General features: G+C 60.6%; 15 protein-coding genes. 10 read left to right on the plus strand and 5 right to left on the minus strand.

Annotation, left to right across the window (positions count from 1 at the left end; all coding sequences use genetic code 11):
- Nucleotides 1-44: 44 nt before the first annotated feature.
- The 3 genes from HX898_RS03285 to HX898_RS03295 form a co-directional block, all read right to left on the minus strand.
- The gene (locus tag HX898_RS03285) at nt 45-2,201 is read right to left on the minus strand and encodes a mechanosensitive ion channel family protein (protein ID WP_180193998.1); all 2,157 of its coding nucleotides are present in this window, start codon (nt 2,199-2,201) and stop codon (nt 45-47) included.
- 47 nt (nt 2,202-2,248) lie between these two features.
- A complete protein-coding gene (locus HX898_RS03290; protein WP_180193999.1) occupies nt 2,249-3,559 on the minus strand; it encodes an alpha/beta hydrolase in 1,311 nt (436 codons plus the stop codon).
- 142 nt (nt 3,560-3,701) lie between these two features.
- The gene (locus HX898_RS03295) at nt 3,702-5,522 is read right to left on the minus strand and encodes an adenylate cyclase (RefSeq protein ID WP_138387447.1); all 1,821 of its coding nucleotides are present in this window, start codon (nt 5,520-5,522) and stop codon (nt 3,702-3,704) included.
- Between the two features lie 142 nt (nt 5,523-5,664).
- Between HX898_RS03295 and HX898_RS03300 the strand changes: the two genes are divergently transcribed.
- The 3 genes from HX898_RS03300 (at nt 5,665) to HX898_RS03310 (ending at nt 8,197) form a co-directional block, all read left to right on the plus strand.
- A complete protein-coding gene (locus HX898_RS03300) occupies nt 5,665-5,919 on the plus strand; it encodes a hypothetical protein (RefSeq protein ID WP_138329113.1) in 255 nt (84 codons plus the stop codon).
- Nucleotides 5,920-6,072: 153 nt separating this feature from the next.
- Nucleotides 6,073-7,179: an HlyD family secretion protein gene (locus HX898_RS03305; protein ID WP_138387448.1), complete on the plus strand. Its 1,107-nt coding sequence runs from the start codon at nt 6,073-6,075 to the stop codon at nt 7,177-7,179.
- Nucleotides 7,169-8,197, plus strand: a complete 1,029-nt coding sequence (locus tag HX898_RS03310; protein WP_138329115.1) for a DUF2955 domain-containing protein — start codon at nt 7,169-7,171, stop codon at nt 8,195-8,197. The genes HX898_RS03305 and HX898_RS03310 overlap by 11 nt, the downstream gene beginning before the upstream one ends.
- A 133-nt stretch (nt 8,198-8,330) precedes the next feature.
- Here HX898_RS03310 and HX898_RS03315 read toward each other — a convergent pair whose 3' ends face one another.
- Nucleotides 8,331-9,191 carry an SDR family oxidoreductase gene (locus HX898_RS03315; RefSeq protein WP_138330011.1) on the minus strand — a complete coding sequence of 287 codons (861 nt, stop codon included), beginning with the start codon at nt 9,189-9,191 and terminating at the stop codon, nt 8,331-8,333.
- Nucleotides 9,192-9,364: 173 nt separating this feature from the next.
- Nucleotides 9,365-12,079 (minus strand): glucosidase, encoded by a 2,715-nt coding sequence (locus HX898_RS03320; protein ID WP_180194000.1) that lies wholly within the window; start codon nt 12,077-12,079, stop codon nt 9,365-9,367.
- A 397-nt stretch (nt 12,080-12,476) separates the two neighbouring features.
- On the opposite strand from HX898_RS03320, the gene HX898_RS03325 reads away from it, so the two are divergent.
- The 7 genes from HX898_RS03325 to HX898_RS03355 all read left to right on the plus strand — a co-directional run bounded on the left by HX898_RS03325 (nt 12,477) and on the right by HX898_RS03355 (nt 16,801).
- Nucleotides 12,477-13,844 (plus strand): DUF3300 domain-containing protein, encoded by a 1,368-nt coding sequence (locus HX898_RS03325; RefSeq protein WP_138387450.1) that lies wholly within the window; start codon nt 12,477-12,479, stop codon nt 13,842-13,844.
- Between the two features lie 20 nt (nt 13,845-13,864).
- Nucleotides 13,865-14,821 (plus strand): DUF2950 domain-containing protein, encoded by a 957-nt coding sequence (locus HX898_RS03330; protein WP_138387451.1) that lies wholly within the window; start codon nt 13,865-13,867, stop codon nt 14,819-14,821.
- A gap of 82 nt (nt 14,822-14,903) precedes the next feature.
- Nucleotides 14,904-15,137 carry a DUF2171 domain-containing protein gene (locus HX898_RS03335; protein WP_138387452.1) on the plus strand — a complete coding sequence of 78 codons (234 nt, stop codon included), beginning with the start codon at nt 14,904-14,906 and terminating at the stop codon, nt 15,135-15,137.
- 70 nt (nt 15,138-15,207) lie between these two features.
- Complete coding sequence (locus HX898_RS03340; RefSeq protein ID WP_138387453.1) at nt 15,208-15,417, plus strand: DUF2945 domain-containing protein; 210 nt, start codon at nt 15,208-15,210, stop codon at nt 15,415-15,417.
- A gap of 37 nt (nt 15,418-15,454) precedes the next feature.
- The gene (locus HX898_RS03345; protein ID WP_003560205.1) at nt 15,455-15,640 is read left to right on the plus strand and encodes a DUF3008 family protein; all 186 of its coding nucleotides are present in this window, start codon (nt 15,455-15,457) and stop codon (nt 15,638-15,640) included.
- A gap of 211 nt (nt 15,641-15,851) precedes the next feature.
- On the plus strand, nt 15,852-16,334 hold the full coding sequence (gene greA / locus HX898_RS03350) for a transcription elongation factor GreA (protein WP_138387454.1): 483 nt from the start codon (nt 15,852-15,854) through the stop codon (nt 16,332-16,334).
- 107 nt (nt 16,335-16,441) lie between these two features.
- On the plus strand, nt 16,442-16,801 hold the full coding sequence (locus HX898_RS03355) for a hypothetical protein (RefSeq protein ID WP_138329120.1): 360 nt from the start codon (nt 16,442-16,444) through the stop codon (nt 16,799-16,801).
- Nucleotides 16,802-16,838: the final 37 nt, after the last annotated feature.

Consider the following 16,838-nt stretch of genomic DNA (forward strand, 5'->3'; position numbering starts at 1 on the left):
CCCATTGCTTTGTGTCCTGTTTCACGGCCTGAAGAGTGCCGCTCTCAGGCCGGGTTCGCGGCGGTCGCCGCACTCTGCGCTGCGAGCGTCTGCTGGGCAGCGGCTGCAACAGCGTCGTCCTTCCCGCCTGAGACCTGGACGGTCGGCACGGCGAGCTTGATGCCGTTTTCGTTGAAGGCCTGATGGATCATCCGCAGGGCTCGCCGCTTCAGCGTGAACTGCTCGCCCGGAAGCGTCATGACCTTCATCCGCAGAAGCAGGCCGGAGTCGCCCAGGCTGTCGATCCCCTGCATCTTCAGCGGCTCGATCGTGGTCGGTTTGAACTCCGGATCCTCGAACAGTTCCAGGCCGATCTTCTTGATGATCTTGCGGGCCTTCTCGATGTCGGAATCGTAGGTAATGGTGATCGTCATCTTCTCGATCACCCAGTCGCGGCTCATATTCTGGACGGCTCCGAGTTCGCTGAACGGGACGATGTAGACCGCGCCGCGGTGGTGCCTGAGCTTGATGGACCGCAAGCTGAAGGACTCGACGGTGCCCTTATAGCTGCCGCTCTGGATATATTCGCCAACCCGGAAGGCGTCGTCCAGCAGGTAGAACATCCCGCTGATGACGTCCTTGACCACGGTCTGTGCCCCGAAGCCGATGGCGACGCCGACCACGCCGGCACCTGCGATCAACGGGCCGATTTCCACGCCGAGCGACGACAATGCCATCATGATCGCGATGGCGACGAAGAGGATCATCAGGAAATTGCGAAGGATCGGCAGCAGGGTTCTGAGACGCGTGCGCCGCCGCTCCCGTTCGCTGCCGACCTCAAGGACGGCCTCGGTGTCGCCGAGCTTGCGATCGATCATGACCTTCACGACGCTCCAGGCGAGATCGACAATCAGGAGAATGATCCCAGCGCTAAGGAGGCCGCGCACGAGGCGTAGAAACGGCGAATCCTGCATCGTCATCTGCGTGAGCCTGATATCCAGGGCATCCGCGAGCAGAACGATCGCTCCGACGATCAGCGCTGCCCTGATACCGCGCTCGACGATTACCGAGACAACGGTGCCTTTCTTGTGGCCGTCCTCTTCCTCAGCGGAAGAGCGCAGAATATTGTTGACCGACGCCTTGGTGAGGGCGATGGCCCCGGGCAGGGCGGCACAGACCACCGCGATCCAGAACAGCTTCATGGCTCCCACCACCCATAGCAGCCAGACGGCGACGAAGTAGACCGTCCAGAGCCAGTTCCGCGCGCGCAGGCCGATCCGGCTGGCTTGGCCGGCAGACAATCGGGACGGACGTCTCCAAACAGCTTCGATGCCGATGACGAGCAGCACGAGGCCAAGCGAATAGGCCACGAGTTGCCGGGCCGGGACGGAAAAGCCGAGAGTGCCGAGCAGGCGGATGGTCACCCAGCCAAAGGCATACCAGCCAACGAGATAGCCCAGGCGTTTAGCCCAGTGGCCGGCGGCATCCTTGGTGATCGGGACGACACGGAACCGACCCTCTTCCTCCGCCCGTGGCGCCAGAAGCACGTCGAAAAACGCGCTCGCCAGGCGGAAGACGACGATCGCGAAGAGGTAACCGACGACGATCTCCCTGATAACAGGTGGCCATTGGAACAGCAGGAAGAAGCCGATGCTGCCAAGCCCGAAGGAGAGGACGTAACATGCCGCCCACAGAAGCCTCGCGGCCAGTGCGATCACCCTTTCGCGAACCGTGGCAAAGGGCGCGCGTGCCATCCACGAGCGCCAGCCGGCGCTGATCCACCAGAACAGCCATTGCGCGGCCAGCCCGACGGCGACGAAGGCCGCGACCAGGAAGATCGGCCGTGTCCCGCCGTTCGCCTGGATGTCCCGTTCGAGCACGGTCCCGCCGCGCATCGTCTCCAGGGGAAAGGATTGGATAGCGCCGAGAAGGCCGGAGGCGTGGGCACGGAACCGCATCGCGAATTCCGAGAATGAAGGGTCGGCGTTCGGGGTTTCAGAGGGCGTCTCCGCCGCGGTCTTGGCTGCTTGCGACTGCTGCTGCAGGAAGCGTTGGACATCAGGATCCGAGAACATCCCGATAAAGCGCTGGACGCTTTCCGGCTGTGGGCTTGCAGGCGTCACGCTCTGCGCCACGGCAATAGAGGCACAAAGGAGAACCGACGCCAGGGCAGCCCCAGTGAAAAGCGGTCTAAATATGCGGATCTTGGAAAGTAGTGGCATTGTCTATCCTGATCTCTATGAACGTCAGTTTGCCGGTTCCCGAACCGTCACTGCCTGCACGACTCCTTCGATCGGCCTCTGGCCATGCAGTCGGGCTCTCGCGGCTGCGTACCCACAGGACCCGTGAGGCCGCTGACTTGGCCGGCGTAGTTATCTCTGGTATCCGCATCGACGACGGCGACCGGGGCGGCAAGGATCAGGCCGGCTGCGCTGCCTGCCGCCGCCGCAGTGCTCGTCGTCGCGGCAAGGATCTTGTCCCCGAGCCCGACCTTGCTGTCGGTCAGCGTCTGGCCGTCGGAAATCCGCGCGCCGATGAGTTGAACGACCTCGGGCGATTCCGCAAATTTTCCGTGGTTCAGCCTGTCGCCCGCCTTGACCTTGGTGAGGTCGATCACCGTGATCTGGCTGTCGGCCAGTTCCTTCTTGAATGGGGCCTGCTCGGGATCGATGGCGCCGAGTCTAGCGACGTCGCCCCATACCCTGCGGGATACCGCGAGGGCACGATCGTCTCGCGAAACGAACAGGGTGAACTTAGGATGCTGCTTGCCCATGTCGATGATCTGCTGGCGGAAGACATCGACATCCACATCGGGCGAGGCCAGCATGACATTCTCGAACTTGGCAGGGAGGCGGCCGTTGCGGATCGCCATCTGGCGAAGCGCTTCCAGCGCCAGCCAGTTCCCCATGGAATGCGCCAGGATCGAGACTTCCTTCACCTCTGGGTCTTTGGCGAGATACTGGAAAAGTGTCTCCAAGGCGTTGCGCGTGTAGTTCGTGCTCTCCCTGTCATATCCGTATGCCAGCAGGCTGCCGCGCGACGGCCATGTCACCAGCACGGGCGCACTATGGACACCGGAATCCTTGATGATCTGGGCGAAGCGATAGACGGAATCTTCGAAACGGTTGTTGAAGCCATGGATGAATACCAGCACGCTGCGGTCGCGGCTCTTCCTGACTGAGGCGCTCAGCCATTTCTTGGCGTCGTCGCGCGTGATCTCCTCGGCTTTCAAGGTTGCGAAGTCGGTTGCCGGGTTGGATGGAAGTCTCCTCGGCCAGGCGACTTCGCCGATTTTGCGGACGTTCGCTGGGGGAATGGACACCGTGATGTCGGCAAAGGCCGGGGCGAGCGCGCGCTCGCCAGTGAACATCTCGCCTTTTATCGTGGAGCGGCTGCGCGTCGTGGTTACGAGTATATCGACTTTGGTGGAGTTCGGCGCGCTATCGGCAACGGGGATGAGTACGTTCTTGGGGTGGCCGCCACATCCGGCCAATGCGCAGAGCAGCAGGAGAGCCGAGATCCATTTCAGACCTGGGGAGGGGCTTGGTCGAATTCGGCCATCGTGACATTTTGTGCTCACTGTTGTTCCTCATAGCCCTGTCAAGTTCGGGCAGGCCTCGACGCCACGCGCCGCGGCGGTCGAAGTCGGCACTAGGCGAGACTATGCGAAGACGAGATGGCTTACCCGTATGATCGGGTATGTTACGGTCGGGGAGACAGTGTCAGCGGGGTTGCAGATCCGAGGTGGCGGCGCTCGACGCAATTGCATCGGGATCGGGCACCGTCATCCCCGCCTCGCGAAGTCCTTCGATCAGGCGGTCGCGATCTTCAGGCTGCATGTTGCGCATCGCGAGTTCCGTTACAATGTTCGGCAGGAAGTCAGGTCGCATGCTGACGAACACCTGTCCTTCCCGGCGGGCGTCGTCCATCATGCCTGCCTCGGCGTAGATGATGGCGGCGACAACATGGAAGAGAGGGAACTTCTGCATGTTCGCCTGCCTGATCTCCAGTACGGCGGTTTGGTTGTCGCGGAGCATGTAGGCGGCCAGGGCTCGCGTTCCGTGGTAGAAGCCGCCGCTGCCTGGATTGAGGGCGATGGCCTGGTCGAGGAGGGCTGCTCCACGCTGCCACTGGCCAGCGATCGCAAGCCGCGTTCCGAACTCGCCCATCAGTTCGGTGTCATTGGGGTTGGTGGCGAGCGCCTGCTCGCCCACCCGAAGTGATTCAGCGAGCTGCCTGTCGAAGAACAGCGCCGTCATCAGCGCTTGTAGTCCGCGTGTATTGTTCGGATCGATCTGCGTTGCGCGCCTGGCGGCATCGAGTGCACGCTGTATGGCTGAACCCTGGCCCGGTGTCGGATTGAACTTGTAGCGGTCCTCATCGAGATAGACGATCGACAGCATTGCCCAGGCGGTCGCGTAGCTCGGAAACCGCGCCAGTGCGGCCTCGAGGCAATCCCGGACGCGCGCATGTGCTTCGCCGCTCAGTTCCGAACGATAGGCATAGAAGCGCAGAGTGCACTCATACGCACCGAGATCGTCCGGCGGCGGACTGGCGGAGTCGACCTGTGCCATGACCCCGTAGGGTTGGGCAATGGCGGTCGCCACCTTTCTGGCGACATCCGTCTGGATCGCAAACAGGTCTCCTGATGCGAGATCATTGTCATAGTTCTCCGACCAGAGGATCTCGCCGTCCGACGTATCGAGCAATCTGGCCGTCACACGAAGACGCTTGCCCGACGTGCGTACCCCGCCGGCAAGGAGATAGCGTGCGCCGAATTCGGCCCGGATCTCCGATGCGCCCACATCCGCGGGAAGGGACTTGGAGGTCTCGCGGCCGAAGACCTTGATCTCCTTGAACCGTGGCAGGATGGTCATCAGTTCCTCGGTCAGGCCGGCAGTGTAGAGCTGCGCCTCCGGCCCTTCGCCGAGATTGGCAAACGGGGCTATCACGAGGGCCGGGCGATCGGGCGAAAGGCTCGAAACGCGTTCGAGCGACGGAGCGGGTGACCGTGTCCCGATCCAATAGAGCGAAATAGCCACCGCAGCGAGGGCAGCGGCACCCGGCAATAGGACCCGCCTTGCGCGCAACCAACGTCCGGAGCGAACCTCAGAGGGCGATGTTTCGTCAGCTTCGTCATCTCCAGCGTCGACTGACGCCGGACAGGACCAGGTGAAGGTTGGAACATATCCGCCTTTGGGAATGTCGATCCTGACCGGATCATGCTGTCCGGCGACGAGATAATAGCGCTCGAGTGATCGCCGCAACCGCCCAGCCTCGATCCTGACCACCGGATCGTCCTGGGTGAAGCCGGCATCTCGGCCGAAGACCTCGATCGCGATCGAATAGGCTTTGATCCGGTTGCCCCGACCCTCAAGGGTTTCCGAGACGACATAGCGGAGAAACGCTGCGGCGCGCCCGATGCCTGGAAATTCGGGGCTGGAGACGACACGTTCCAGTTGCTCCCTGATATCGTCGGCTTGAGGCGCCGGCCCTAAAAGAATGGGTGCTGCAGACCCCTCTGCTGGTATCCACGTCTGCATGTCTGCCCCAATCCCCCGTTGAGTCACGTCACTGCCAGACCGTATGTTACGGTAACATACTCCACGAACCCTGCGTCGTCCATGAAGATTGGGCCGGGCACACGTTGCAAAGGCAGCGTCCAAATGCCGTGAGGAGTAAACCATGGACGAAGGCATGACCGCAGTCCGTCGGCAATTTCCAGCCAGGATCAAGGCGATCGATGATCTCTCTGCCCGCAGTGAGGATTTTCGGGAAATATGCAGGGACTTTGCCGACGCCCAATCGGCGCTGCAGAAATGGAACGTCTCAACCGACCCAAAGCGCGGCGAGCGCGTCGTCGAATACCAGGAGCTGATCGCAGAACTCTCCAAGGAGATAGAGGGCGCGCTTGACGCCTCGCTACCGCCACCTCGCTGATATACGCGACCGCCCCCGGGCGGCCAGCCATCGCGAGGCGTATGTTACGGTTACCTACTTGCGTTCCATCGCCCGGTAACGACCATCGCGACAGACGTCCGGCGTTGAAACTTTACGCTTCCACGAAACGAAACGCTTCCGAAGGATATTGCCGTGGTTTCCGAAAACTTGGACGAGCCTGCCATTTCCCCAGCGCCTCGGAATCCACTCCGCAGGATAGCCCTCATTGTCGTCCTTCTGGCGCTCGTCCTGTTCGTCCTCTCCGTCTTCATGGAGCGGCGAACGCCATCTACCTCGCAGGCTCAAGTTCAGGCCTATATCGTCGGCATCGCGCCCGAAGTCACCGGCCGGGTGGTGGAAGTGGGAGTCGTCGACAACTCGAGGGTCGACGCCGATCAGGTTCTCTTCCGTATCGATCCCGAGCGCTACGAGCTCGCGGTCAGTGAGGCCGAGGCGAGCCTTGCAAGTGTCGGCCAGTCGATGGGCGCGTCAACGGCCGCTGTCGATGCGGCGCAGGCAAAGCTCGTAACGGCCCAGGTCGATCGGGACAATCTTCGCGAACAATCTGCGCGCGCCGAAGAGCTGCAAAAGAGGGGCGTGTATTCCAAAGCGCGGGCTGATTCAACCAAATCGGCTTTCGGTCAGTCAGAGGCGGCCGTCACCGGTGCTGAGGCCGAGCTGGCCAAGGCCAAGGAGCAGCTCGGGCCGAGCGGAAATGACAATCCGCAGCTCCGGGCAGCTCTGGCAGCACTCGAAAAGGCACGACTCGATCTGGTGCGGACCACCGTTCAGGCACCCTCGGCCGGGGTCGTGACCAACCTCCAACTTACAACCGGTAAGGTCGTGTCGGCTGGACAGCCAGCCATGACCTTCATCGATGCTGGCACGATCTGGATCACCGCCGCCTTCAAGGAGAACAGCCTTGAGAATGTAGCAGTCGGCAACCGGGCGGAAGTCCTTTTCGACGCGCTTCCCGGTCGGGTGTTTCCGGCGCAAGTCGAGAGCGTTGGTTTCGGCGTATCGCAGGGCAGCACGGACCCGAACACCGGATTGCCGACGATCCGGAGTGATAGCGGCTGGGTCCAGGAGCCGCAGCGGTTTCCAGTCCGGCTCATCATCGAGGAGGCGCAGCGGCCCAAGGGCGGCGTGCGCTACGGCTCGCAGGCGACCGTCGTCATCTACACGGGCGACAACCCGATCACCAATGCCTGGGGATCGCTCTGGATCCGCATCGTGTCGGTGCTGACCTATGTTCGCTGAGAGGAGCCCCGCGGTCGAGCAGCAGAAACGCAAGGGGCTTCGGGTTGCGTTCGCGGTCTCCATCGGCTTCACGCTGGCAGTCTATGCCGGGGCCATCGTGCCGTTCCTCGGTCCGCTCTTTGCCGCCCAGTTTCTGCTCGGCAGCTCGCGGCCCATGCCGCTCGGCAAGACCATCGGCGCGGCGATCGTCATCCTGATCGCCGGGATGGCGATGATGGTTCTGACCAACGTGCTCGGCGACCGTCCGGCGCCGTTCCTTCTGATCCTGGGGCTAACTTATTTTGCGTGCTTCGCCGCACAGTCGACGGGAAAGGGAGGACCGGCCGTCTTTCTCGTGCTCGTTGTTTCGATCATCGTGCCTCTGCTCGGCATCCTGAACAAGGAGCTCGCCAATTCCATCCTGTCCATCCTGGTCGCCGGGGTGTTGTCAGGTGCGGTTCTGATGTGGCTCGCCCATGCGGTCTTTCCCGAGCCGTTCTCCCAGGAGGTCGAGGCGGTGGCGATCGACGAGCGGCCGCCGGCCTTGCTTCGGGCGCTGGCAAACACAGTCATCCTCTTGGGCTCGGTCGTGATCTGCCTGACGAGCGACAACCTGACGGCTGCGGCAGTCATTCCGATCACCGTGGCGTCGTTGCTCGGACAGCTCGACGTTGGCGCGAGCGGGCGGGCAGCGATGGGGCTCGTGCTCGTCAATCTGTTTGGTGGGGTGCTCGCCTCCGTCGCTTATGCCGCGCTGTCGCTGCGCCCTAATCTCCTCTCGATCTTCCTCATCGTTCTCGTTGTCGTCCTCCTGCTCGGAGGGCGCGCAGCTGCCCGGTCAAAGGACGCCCCGGTTTTTGCTGGCGCCCTGACGACATTCCTGATCCTCTTTGGCCTCGGGGTCTCGCCTCTGCCGGGGAGTGCGGCAGAATCCTTCGCCACCCGTATCGTCTATGTCGCGGCGGCCTTGATCTACGCACTTCTATTTGCCGCGATCCTGTGGCCACGGGCCAGCAACGCGGAGAGGATTTCGGCATGACGCACTTTGCTTCGGCAGCGACCTGAAAAGCTAAGCGTGCCCCAATCCTTCAGATCTGCTCCTCGCGCTTTAGGACTTTCTTTTTACGCATGTCGTTATCGCAAAACCGCTGCACACTTTTGCGCGACATGCATTAGCCGCCGGTTTCGAAACCGGGGTAAAGCGTCATTCCACCGTCGACATAGATCGTCGATCCGACGATGTAATCGGTGAAATCAGACGCAAGCCACACCGCGGTCCGGCCGATCTCTTCCGCCTCGCCGATGCGCTTGTACGGGATGAGCTTCATCAGCTCAGCGTAGGCTTCCGAGGTTTGCCAGGCGCTAGTATTGATTGGCGTGCGAATTGCGCCGGGGGCGATGCTGTTGACGCGGATGCGCTTTTCGGCGACCTCCTGGGCTAGGCTTTTCATAAGGAGCATCAGTCCGCCTTTCGACGCCGCATAGTTCACGTGTCCGGCCCAGGGAATGACTTCATGGACCGAGCTGATGAATACGATCTTGCCGGCTGCCACGGAAACATCAGGCCGTACGCCCCGCCGGAGAAACTCCCGGACGGCCGCGCGCGAACATAGAAACGCGCCCTTGAGGTTGACGTTCATGACGGTGTCCCATTGGGCGCTCGTCATCTCGTGAAAGGGGGCATCCCTCTGAAGTCCGGCGTTGTTGACGAACACGTCGACCGTGCCGAACTCCTCGACGGCGGTCGCGAACATCGCCTCGACCTGCGCCTCGTTGGAAACGTCGGCCGCGACCGCAAGCGCGCGCCCGCCGCCCTGTTGAATCTCGTCGACGACCTGCGTGGCGTCCTCTGGGGCCGTGACGTAGTTGACGACCACGTTCGCTCCCGCCTTGCCGAGAGCGAGGGCGATCCCACGGCCGATCCCGGAATTGGCGCCGGTGACGAGGGCAGTCTGCCCCTTCAGCAGATGGACCGGTGGCAGGGTTGGAATCACCGGCTGAGGCAACTGCCGGTTCTCGTAGTAACTTTCCATGATGACCACTCCTCATTTGCCGGAGCCGAGCTATCCGGTGTAAATTCGATCGGCGCCGCCGAGCATTTGCCCTTGAGCGCTTCCGTTTTTCTTAGAATCAGGGAAGCATTCTATCTCTTTGTTTTCACGCAATTCCGGACGCAAAACCGCTGCGCACTTGTGCTGAAATTTCTCTAGGAGGTCTTGGCGCTTTCAAGCCACGCCTCAGGCGAACCCGAGGCGAACAGATGCATTCCCCGCGCGATGAACCCGGTCCAGCCTGTCTGATGGTTCGCGCCAAGACCGGCGCCGTTGTCGCCGTGAAAATATTCGTAGAACTGAAGGCAGTCTTGCCAGTGCGGATCGTCCTGGAACTTGGCTTGCCCGCCGAACACGGGTCGTTTGCCATCGTTTCCTCGCAGGAAGATGGCCGACAAGCGCTGGGTGAGTTCCTCGGCGACCTGATAGAGGTTCATGTGACGGCCGGAACCCGTGGGACATTCAACGGTGAAATCGTTGCCATAGTAGCTGTAGTATTGCAGCAGCGCCCGGATGATCAGGCCGTTCATCGGCATCCATATCGGGCCGCGCCAATTCGAGTTTCCGCCAAACATGCCGCTGTCGGATTCTGCCGGGAGATAGGCTACGCGGTGCTCATGATCGCCGACCTGGAAGACGTAGGGGTGCTCATCGTGGTAGCGCGACAGTGCCCTGATGCCGTAGGGACTGAGAAATTCATTCTCGTCGAGCATCGTCGACAGCACGCGACGAAGCTTGTTCTCATCCAGTATCGAGGCGAGCTGACGATTGGCGTGACCCGGCTTGCGCGGGTCATGGATGAAGGCGATCAATTCCGGGCGCGTATCGAAGAAATGCTTCATCTGCCTGGTGACCTCGGGATACCGTTGGTAGATGTCGCCCTCGAACGCGGTGGCGGCGCATAGCGGCAGCAAGCCGACCATCGAGCGGACCTTGAGACGCTGGGCCTGCCCATCCGGCAGACGGAGGACGTCGTAGAAGAACCCGTCTTCCTCGTCCCACATTCCGACCTCGTCGCCTGCGTGGATCATCGCCGACGCTATCCATAGGAAATGCTGTGTAAACTTGAGCACCATCTCCTCGCCGCCCGCATCCTTGAGAGCCAATTCGGTCGCTATCTCCATCATGTTCTGGCAGTAGAGCGCCATCCATGCGGTGCCGTCTGCCTGCTCCAGATAGCCCCCGGTCGGCAGCGGCGCGCTGCGGTCAAACACCCCGATATTGTCCAGCCCAAGGAAGCCGCCTTCGAAGACATTCTTGCCGGATCGGTCCTTGCGGTTGACCCACCAGGTGAAGTTCAGAAGCAGTTTCTGGAAGGATTTCTGAAGCCAGGCGACGTCGCCCTTGCCTGACCGCGCCTGCTCCAGGCGGTAGGTGAAGATCGTCGCCCAGGCGTGGACAGGCGGGTTGACGTCGCCGAAATTCCACTCGTACGCCGGTATCTGCCCGTTCGGATGCATATAGGCTTCGCGCAGCATCAGATCGATCTGATCCTTGCCGAAGTCGGGATCGACCATCGTCAGAGCGATCACCTGGAATGCCAGATCCCAGGCTGCGTACCAGGGATATTCCCACTTGTCCGGCATGGAGATGATGTCGGCATTGTACATGTGATGCCAGCCGACGTTACGCTGTTCGATCCGGCGCTTCGGATCGAATGGATTGACGCCGTGTTCGTCCAGCCATTTGTTCACGTCATACAGATAGAACTGCTTGCCCCACATCATGCCTGCCAGAGCCTGACGCATGACATCGGCGGCGTCGGCCGTCATCGACGGCGGCGTGATCGAAGCGTAGAACTCATCGGCTTCGCGCCGACGCGCCTGCATCGCGTCGTCGAACGAACGATCGAACATTGGCCGGACATTCTTGGATCCTGCAGCCGGCGGCAGGTCACATAGGCGCAGCCGCAACGTCCGGGATTGCCCGGCATCCACGATGACGACATAGTGTGCCGCAGCCTTGGTTCCGATCTGCTGCGGGTTCACGGTGTCGGTGCGGGCATGCACGACGAAGCTGTCGATCCCATCCTTGACGAATGGAGTGGCACTCGGAACGCCGAACAGACGTTGCGTATTCGTCTCGTTTTCGGTGAACAGCAGCGCCGGCGAGCCGTCACAATAGAGATATCGTGTGACGTCCGCGTCCGCCGGCAGCCCAGGCGCGGCTTTAGCAGCGATCACAGCCGGAGCGTCATTCCGCTCCACACGTTCCAGGGTTGGCTTGTCACCCTCTTCACCCCAGGACCATCTATTCCTGAACCATAATGTCGGCAGCACGTGCAGGGTGGCCGCTTCCGGACCGCGATTGGCAATGGTGATCTCGACAAGAATGTCCTCGGGTGCTGCCTTGGCATATTCGACGAAGACGTCGAAGTAGCGATCGGCGTCGAACACGCCGGTATCGACCAGTTCGTATTCAAGCTCGCCTTTCCCGCGCCGGCTATTGGTCTCCACCAGGTCGTCGTAGGGATAGGCGGATTGAGGATATTTATAGAGGTACTTCATGTACGAGTGGGTCGGCGTCGAATCCAGGTAGAAGTAGTACTCCTTAACATCCTCGCCGTGATTGCCCTCGCTGTTGGTAAGGCCGAACAGCCGCTCCTTCAGGATTGGATCCTGTCCATTCCAGAGAGCCAGCGCAAAACACAGCCGCTGCTTGCTGTCGCTGATACCCGCCAGACCGTCCTCGCCCCAGCGATAGGCGCGCGACCTGGCCTGGTCGTGGGTGAGATAGTCCCACGCATCGCCGCCCTCGCTGTAATCCTCGCGAACGGTTCCCCACTGCCGTTCGGACAGGTAGGGCCCCCATTTCTTCCAGTCGGCTTTTCCGTCTCGCGCCTCCCGGAGGCGCTGGGATTCAGCATTCATCACGCGTCCTCACGGTCACTGATAATTGGCATGCCATATCGCCTTCAAAGGAGGCAGTGGTCCGTGACCATGACTTCGTGATCAATCGGCTGAACTGAAGGAGAAGCAGGTATGGCGGCCCATCTACACTCCCGCAAAAGGCAGAAGGGAGATCCTGTACGCGGTCGATTTAGCCTGCGCGCTGAACTCCGCTTTTGTAAGTGTGTTACTGTAACATACGTCCGAGATCGGTTCCGCGACTACGCCTGGAGCTGTCTTTGCTATAAATCTGTAGCAAAAGACGACTTGGCCGATGTTTAGCTATCAATCCTCCTCCACTGGGAGGAGTATGCGGCACGAGCGAAGATACAATAGTCGACAGCCTACACACCATGTCTGACCGCAAGGAGGATTTGAGATGGCTAGACCTCACGCTTTGTTACTCGCCACGGGCCTGTTCCTGCCTTTTGCAGGGTTCCCGTTTTCGCCACATCTGACGCTGACCGCCGCCGCGCAGGAGCCGGCCGCTTCCAATCCCGTCACGGCGGAAGACGACGCGCCGGCGCCTCTGAGCGAGGACGAACTCGAAATCCTGGTGGCGCGGATCGCGCTGTATCCGGACGAACTGGTTGCGCTCGTCACGTCGGCGTCGCTCTATCCGCTGCAGGTCGTGGAAGCAGCCCGGTTCCTCGAAACCTTGAAGAAGCAGCCCAAGCTCAAGCCGAAGACGACGTGGGATGGCAGCATCGTATCGCTGCTGAATTATCCCCAGATCGTGACGATGATGAGCGAGGATCTGGACTGGACGCAGTCTCTCGGAGAGGCGCTTTCCTACCAGCAGAAGGACGTTCTGATCGCCATACAGCAACTGCGCGACAAAGCGGTCGCCGACGGCATCATCAAGACCGACGACAAGATCAAGGTCAGCCAGGAGAACGACAACGTCGTGATCGTCTCCGCCAGTCCTGAGAAGATCTACGTTCCGCAATACGCGCCGGAGATGCTGTATGAACCGAACTATGTGGCCGAGCCTATCGGCTACTATTCCGAGCCGTATCCGAACTACTACTATCCGACCGCCACCTTTTTCGCGGGCGTGGTGACGGGAGCGGTGTGGGCCGCCGCCGTCGACTGGAACCGCTGGGGCGTATGGGGCGGGCGCTGGAACGGCAATGTCGATATCGATTGCAACAACTGTTTGAACAACATCAACGGCAAGGTGAATATCAACGACGTCGACTGGAAAAACGTCGACCGCAGCAAGATCGGGTTCGACAGCGCGCAGTTCAACAAGATCGACCGCAGCTCCTTCCGGACCAGTATCGAGGCGAACGCCAGCAACAGGGTCGGAGCAAGAGGCAACGACCGTGCGAACACGCTCCGCGACAAGCCAGGCAAAGTCAGTGTCAACGATGTTCGCAAGAGTAAGATCGATGCGGACAGGGTAAATGCTGCTCGCAACAAGGCAGCCAATACAGGCGCGGCGGCTGGGGGCGGGAAGGTAGCGCAGGCTGCGCAGAACCGCAGGCCCGACGCAAGAACACCGAACAGGGCTGCCGAAAACGCAAGGCCCGGGGTCAACGCCAAACGCCCGGTCGCAAAGCCGAAGCCTGCGGCCCGGGTCGACAGCCGGCCCAGAAAGCCTTCGGCGCTCGGTCAGGTCGACAGCGGCAAGCGCGCTCAGATGCAGTCCAGCCGCGGCAGACAGGCCATGGCCGGAGGCAACCGCGGTGGTGGCGGTGGAGAAATGCGCCGCGGCGGTGGCGGCGGCGGCCGTCGTCGATAACCAGAAGAAGGAGGAAAGTCATGACAAAGTCAGTCAGAAACATGCTTCTGGGTTCGGTGTTCGCTCTTGCGGCTCTCGCCACCAATCCGGTTCCGGCATCTGCAGCAGAGCCATCCGATGCGACCGTCATCTCGGGCTTCGCTTCGCAGAGCGATCCGCCCATATTCGAGACGCCGGAACAAGCCGTCGACGCCTTCAAGGCGGCGCTAGCGGCTGATGATTTCGACAAGTTCGCGGCGCTGCTGGGTATTGATGCAGCGAAAGCGAAGGCAGGCGAAGGGGTGATGGACACCTATGCCCAAATCCGCGACGGCACGAAGAAGAAGATCGTCGTGAAGGACGTCGATGGCCGCAAGATCATCGAGATCGGCGACAAACTATGGCCTCTGCCATTTCCGATCGTGAAGGGCGACGATGGCAAGTGGGGTTTCGACACCTATGCCGGGTTCGAGGAGATCATCAATCGTCGCGTCGGCGAGAACGAATTGCAGACCATCGACACGATGCAGGCCTATGTCGATGCCCAAAAGGAATATTCTTCCGCTGACCACGACGACGACGGCGTTCTCGAATATGCCCAGAAACTGATCAGCAGCGACGGCAAAACCGACGGTCTCTATTGGTCGCCCGATCTGGGCGAGGGGGATAGCCCGGCGGGCAATGCTCTCGAAGACAATGCCGCGCTTGATAAGGCCAAGGCCGGCGAAGGTTATTACGGTTATCGCTACAGGATCATCGACGGCCAGGGACCGAACATCGCGGGCGGAGAGTTCGACTATGTGATCAACGGCAACATGATCGCAGGATTTGCCCTTATCGCCTGGCCGATCCGATATGGCGAAACCGGCGTGCACACATTCGTCGTGAACGCGAACGGCACGGTCTACCAGGCCGATCTCGGCCGGGAGACCGAAAAAATAGCTGCTGGCGTCAGGACCTTCAACCCGGGTGACAATTGGGACGTGACTCCTGATTGAACGAGGGTCTCGCGTGTTGGGAACCAAGTTTGCTCCACCTCGTTGCCGCTTCGTACCTGACAATGATGCAAAGGAGGAAACGATGATTTCCGCAGATCAGATCCGTGAGCATATGGAAGTGCGGGCTGCCGACGGCACCCATGTCGGCTCAGTCGATCATCTCGACGGCCCCACGCGCATCAAGCTGACGAAGCTCGACACGGAAGACGGCAAGCACCACTTGATCCCGATCGATTGGGTCGACCACGTGGATGCTCACGTCCATCTGTCGAAGAACGCCAGGGATGTCCGGATGCAATGGGCTACCATCAACTGATAGCCGGTCGGCTGCGGCTTACCGGCCGCAGCCTCCACACTTTTCGGCATCATGCTCAAAGGAGCCCGCCATGTCGAAGCAATTAAAGAGCGGCGATGAGGTAAGCTGGAATACCAGCCAGGGAAAGACCGAGGGCAGGGTAGTCAAAAAGCAGAGCACTCCGACGAAGATCAAAGGCCACAGCGTGAAGGCATCGAAGGCCGAGCCGCAATATATCGTCGAGAGCGACAAATGGGGAAAGCGGGCGGCACACAAGCCTGACGAACTCAAGAAGCTTTGACGCCCGCGGCCGTTCTGTTCGAGCAAAGGAGATCGATATGCCAGCCAAGTCCAAGGCCCAGCAGAAGGCGGCAGGCGCCGCACTTTCGGCCAAGCGTGGCGAGACGCCGAAGAGCGAACTCAAAGGCGCCTCGAAACAGATGGTCGAATCCATGAGCGAGAAACAGCTCGAGGAATTTGCCTCAACCAAGAGGAAAGGCAAACCTCAGCACGTCTCGAAATGAGAGATGTCGAACCGCCATGCGTTGCAAGACGTTCCCGCCGCTTAACAGCTACGGGGCGTGAACCTTGAAAGCGGCTGCCTCTGCCGCCGCGACGGCTGCCTATGAAGCAAGATTGGCGGTTCGGCCGCGGTCGGTGTATGGTTCCGACGATCGTTTCGGGGCAATTGCCCATCAGCTAGAAGAGCGCATCGCGCTAAAACGGAGTCCGAGATTGGCCGTCGCTTTTACCAAGGAAGAGAGTTTCGAAACCGCTTCGGAAACCCTGCTGCCCGATCGTCCGATTTCGCCGCATCCGAACTTGGTCACTGAAGCGGGATTGAAGGCTCTGGAATTACAGTTCCAGCAGGCTCGCGAGGTCTATGATGCTGCGAGCCCTATCGAAGACGTGAACGAACGGCGGCGGCAGACGGCCAATCCATTGCGTGATCTTCGCTACTTAGCCGCAAGACTTCGCACCGCTCAGCTCATGCCTGCCCCTACGTTGATCGAGACCGTCGCCTTCGGCAGCACGGTGACCTTCCGTCGCGACGACGGGCGTGTGCAGACCTATCGCATCGTCGGAGAGGACGAGGCTGATCCCAAGGCCGGATCGATTTCCTACGTCTCCCCAGTGGCGCGGTTGCTGATGGGCAAGGCTGTCGGCGATGTGGTGGAGACAGGCGGCCAGGAACTGGAAATCATCGCCATCGCATAGGAGAGTGCTATTCGCGTAGCTCTCATTATTTTAGTACCGTCTGGTACTTTATTTATCGAACCTTTACCATCCGTGGCTAGAACGATGGCACTCCATCATCGAAAGTCATGCTCATGGTCAGCGCAATTTCCAGTTCTGCATCCACCATTTTGAGTTCAGCCGTTTCAACCTCGTCTTCCAGTTCGTCGGATCAGCTTGCCTCTCTCGAGGCACAGCTTGCCGAAAAGAAGGCAGCCCTGTCGGAAACGCAGGACGAGCAAGAGAAGGCCACGATCGAAAAATCTATCGATACGCTGGAAGCAAAGATCGCCAAGCTCGAAGCGAGCGAGAGCAGCCAAACTCAAGCGTCTGCTGCATCGAAGCCCGCCGGCGAAGCTCCGAAAGAACTCTCCGGCGAAAGCGAGCGTATCGGCACGACGAATTTTGACGAAACCAGCGAATTCGGCAGCCGCACGGCTTACGTCTGATAAAAGCGACCCGGTCACCGGGATGATGCTGCATTTT

The organism is Rhizobium sp. WYCCWR 11128 (assembly GCF_013416305.1).
In the GTDB taxonomy this organism is placed as follows: Bacteria; Pseudomonadota; Alphaproteobacteria; order Rhizobiales; family Rhizobiaceae; genus Rhizobium; species Rhizobium indicum.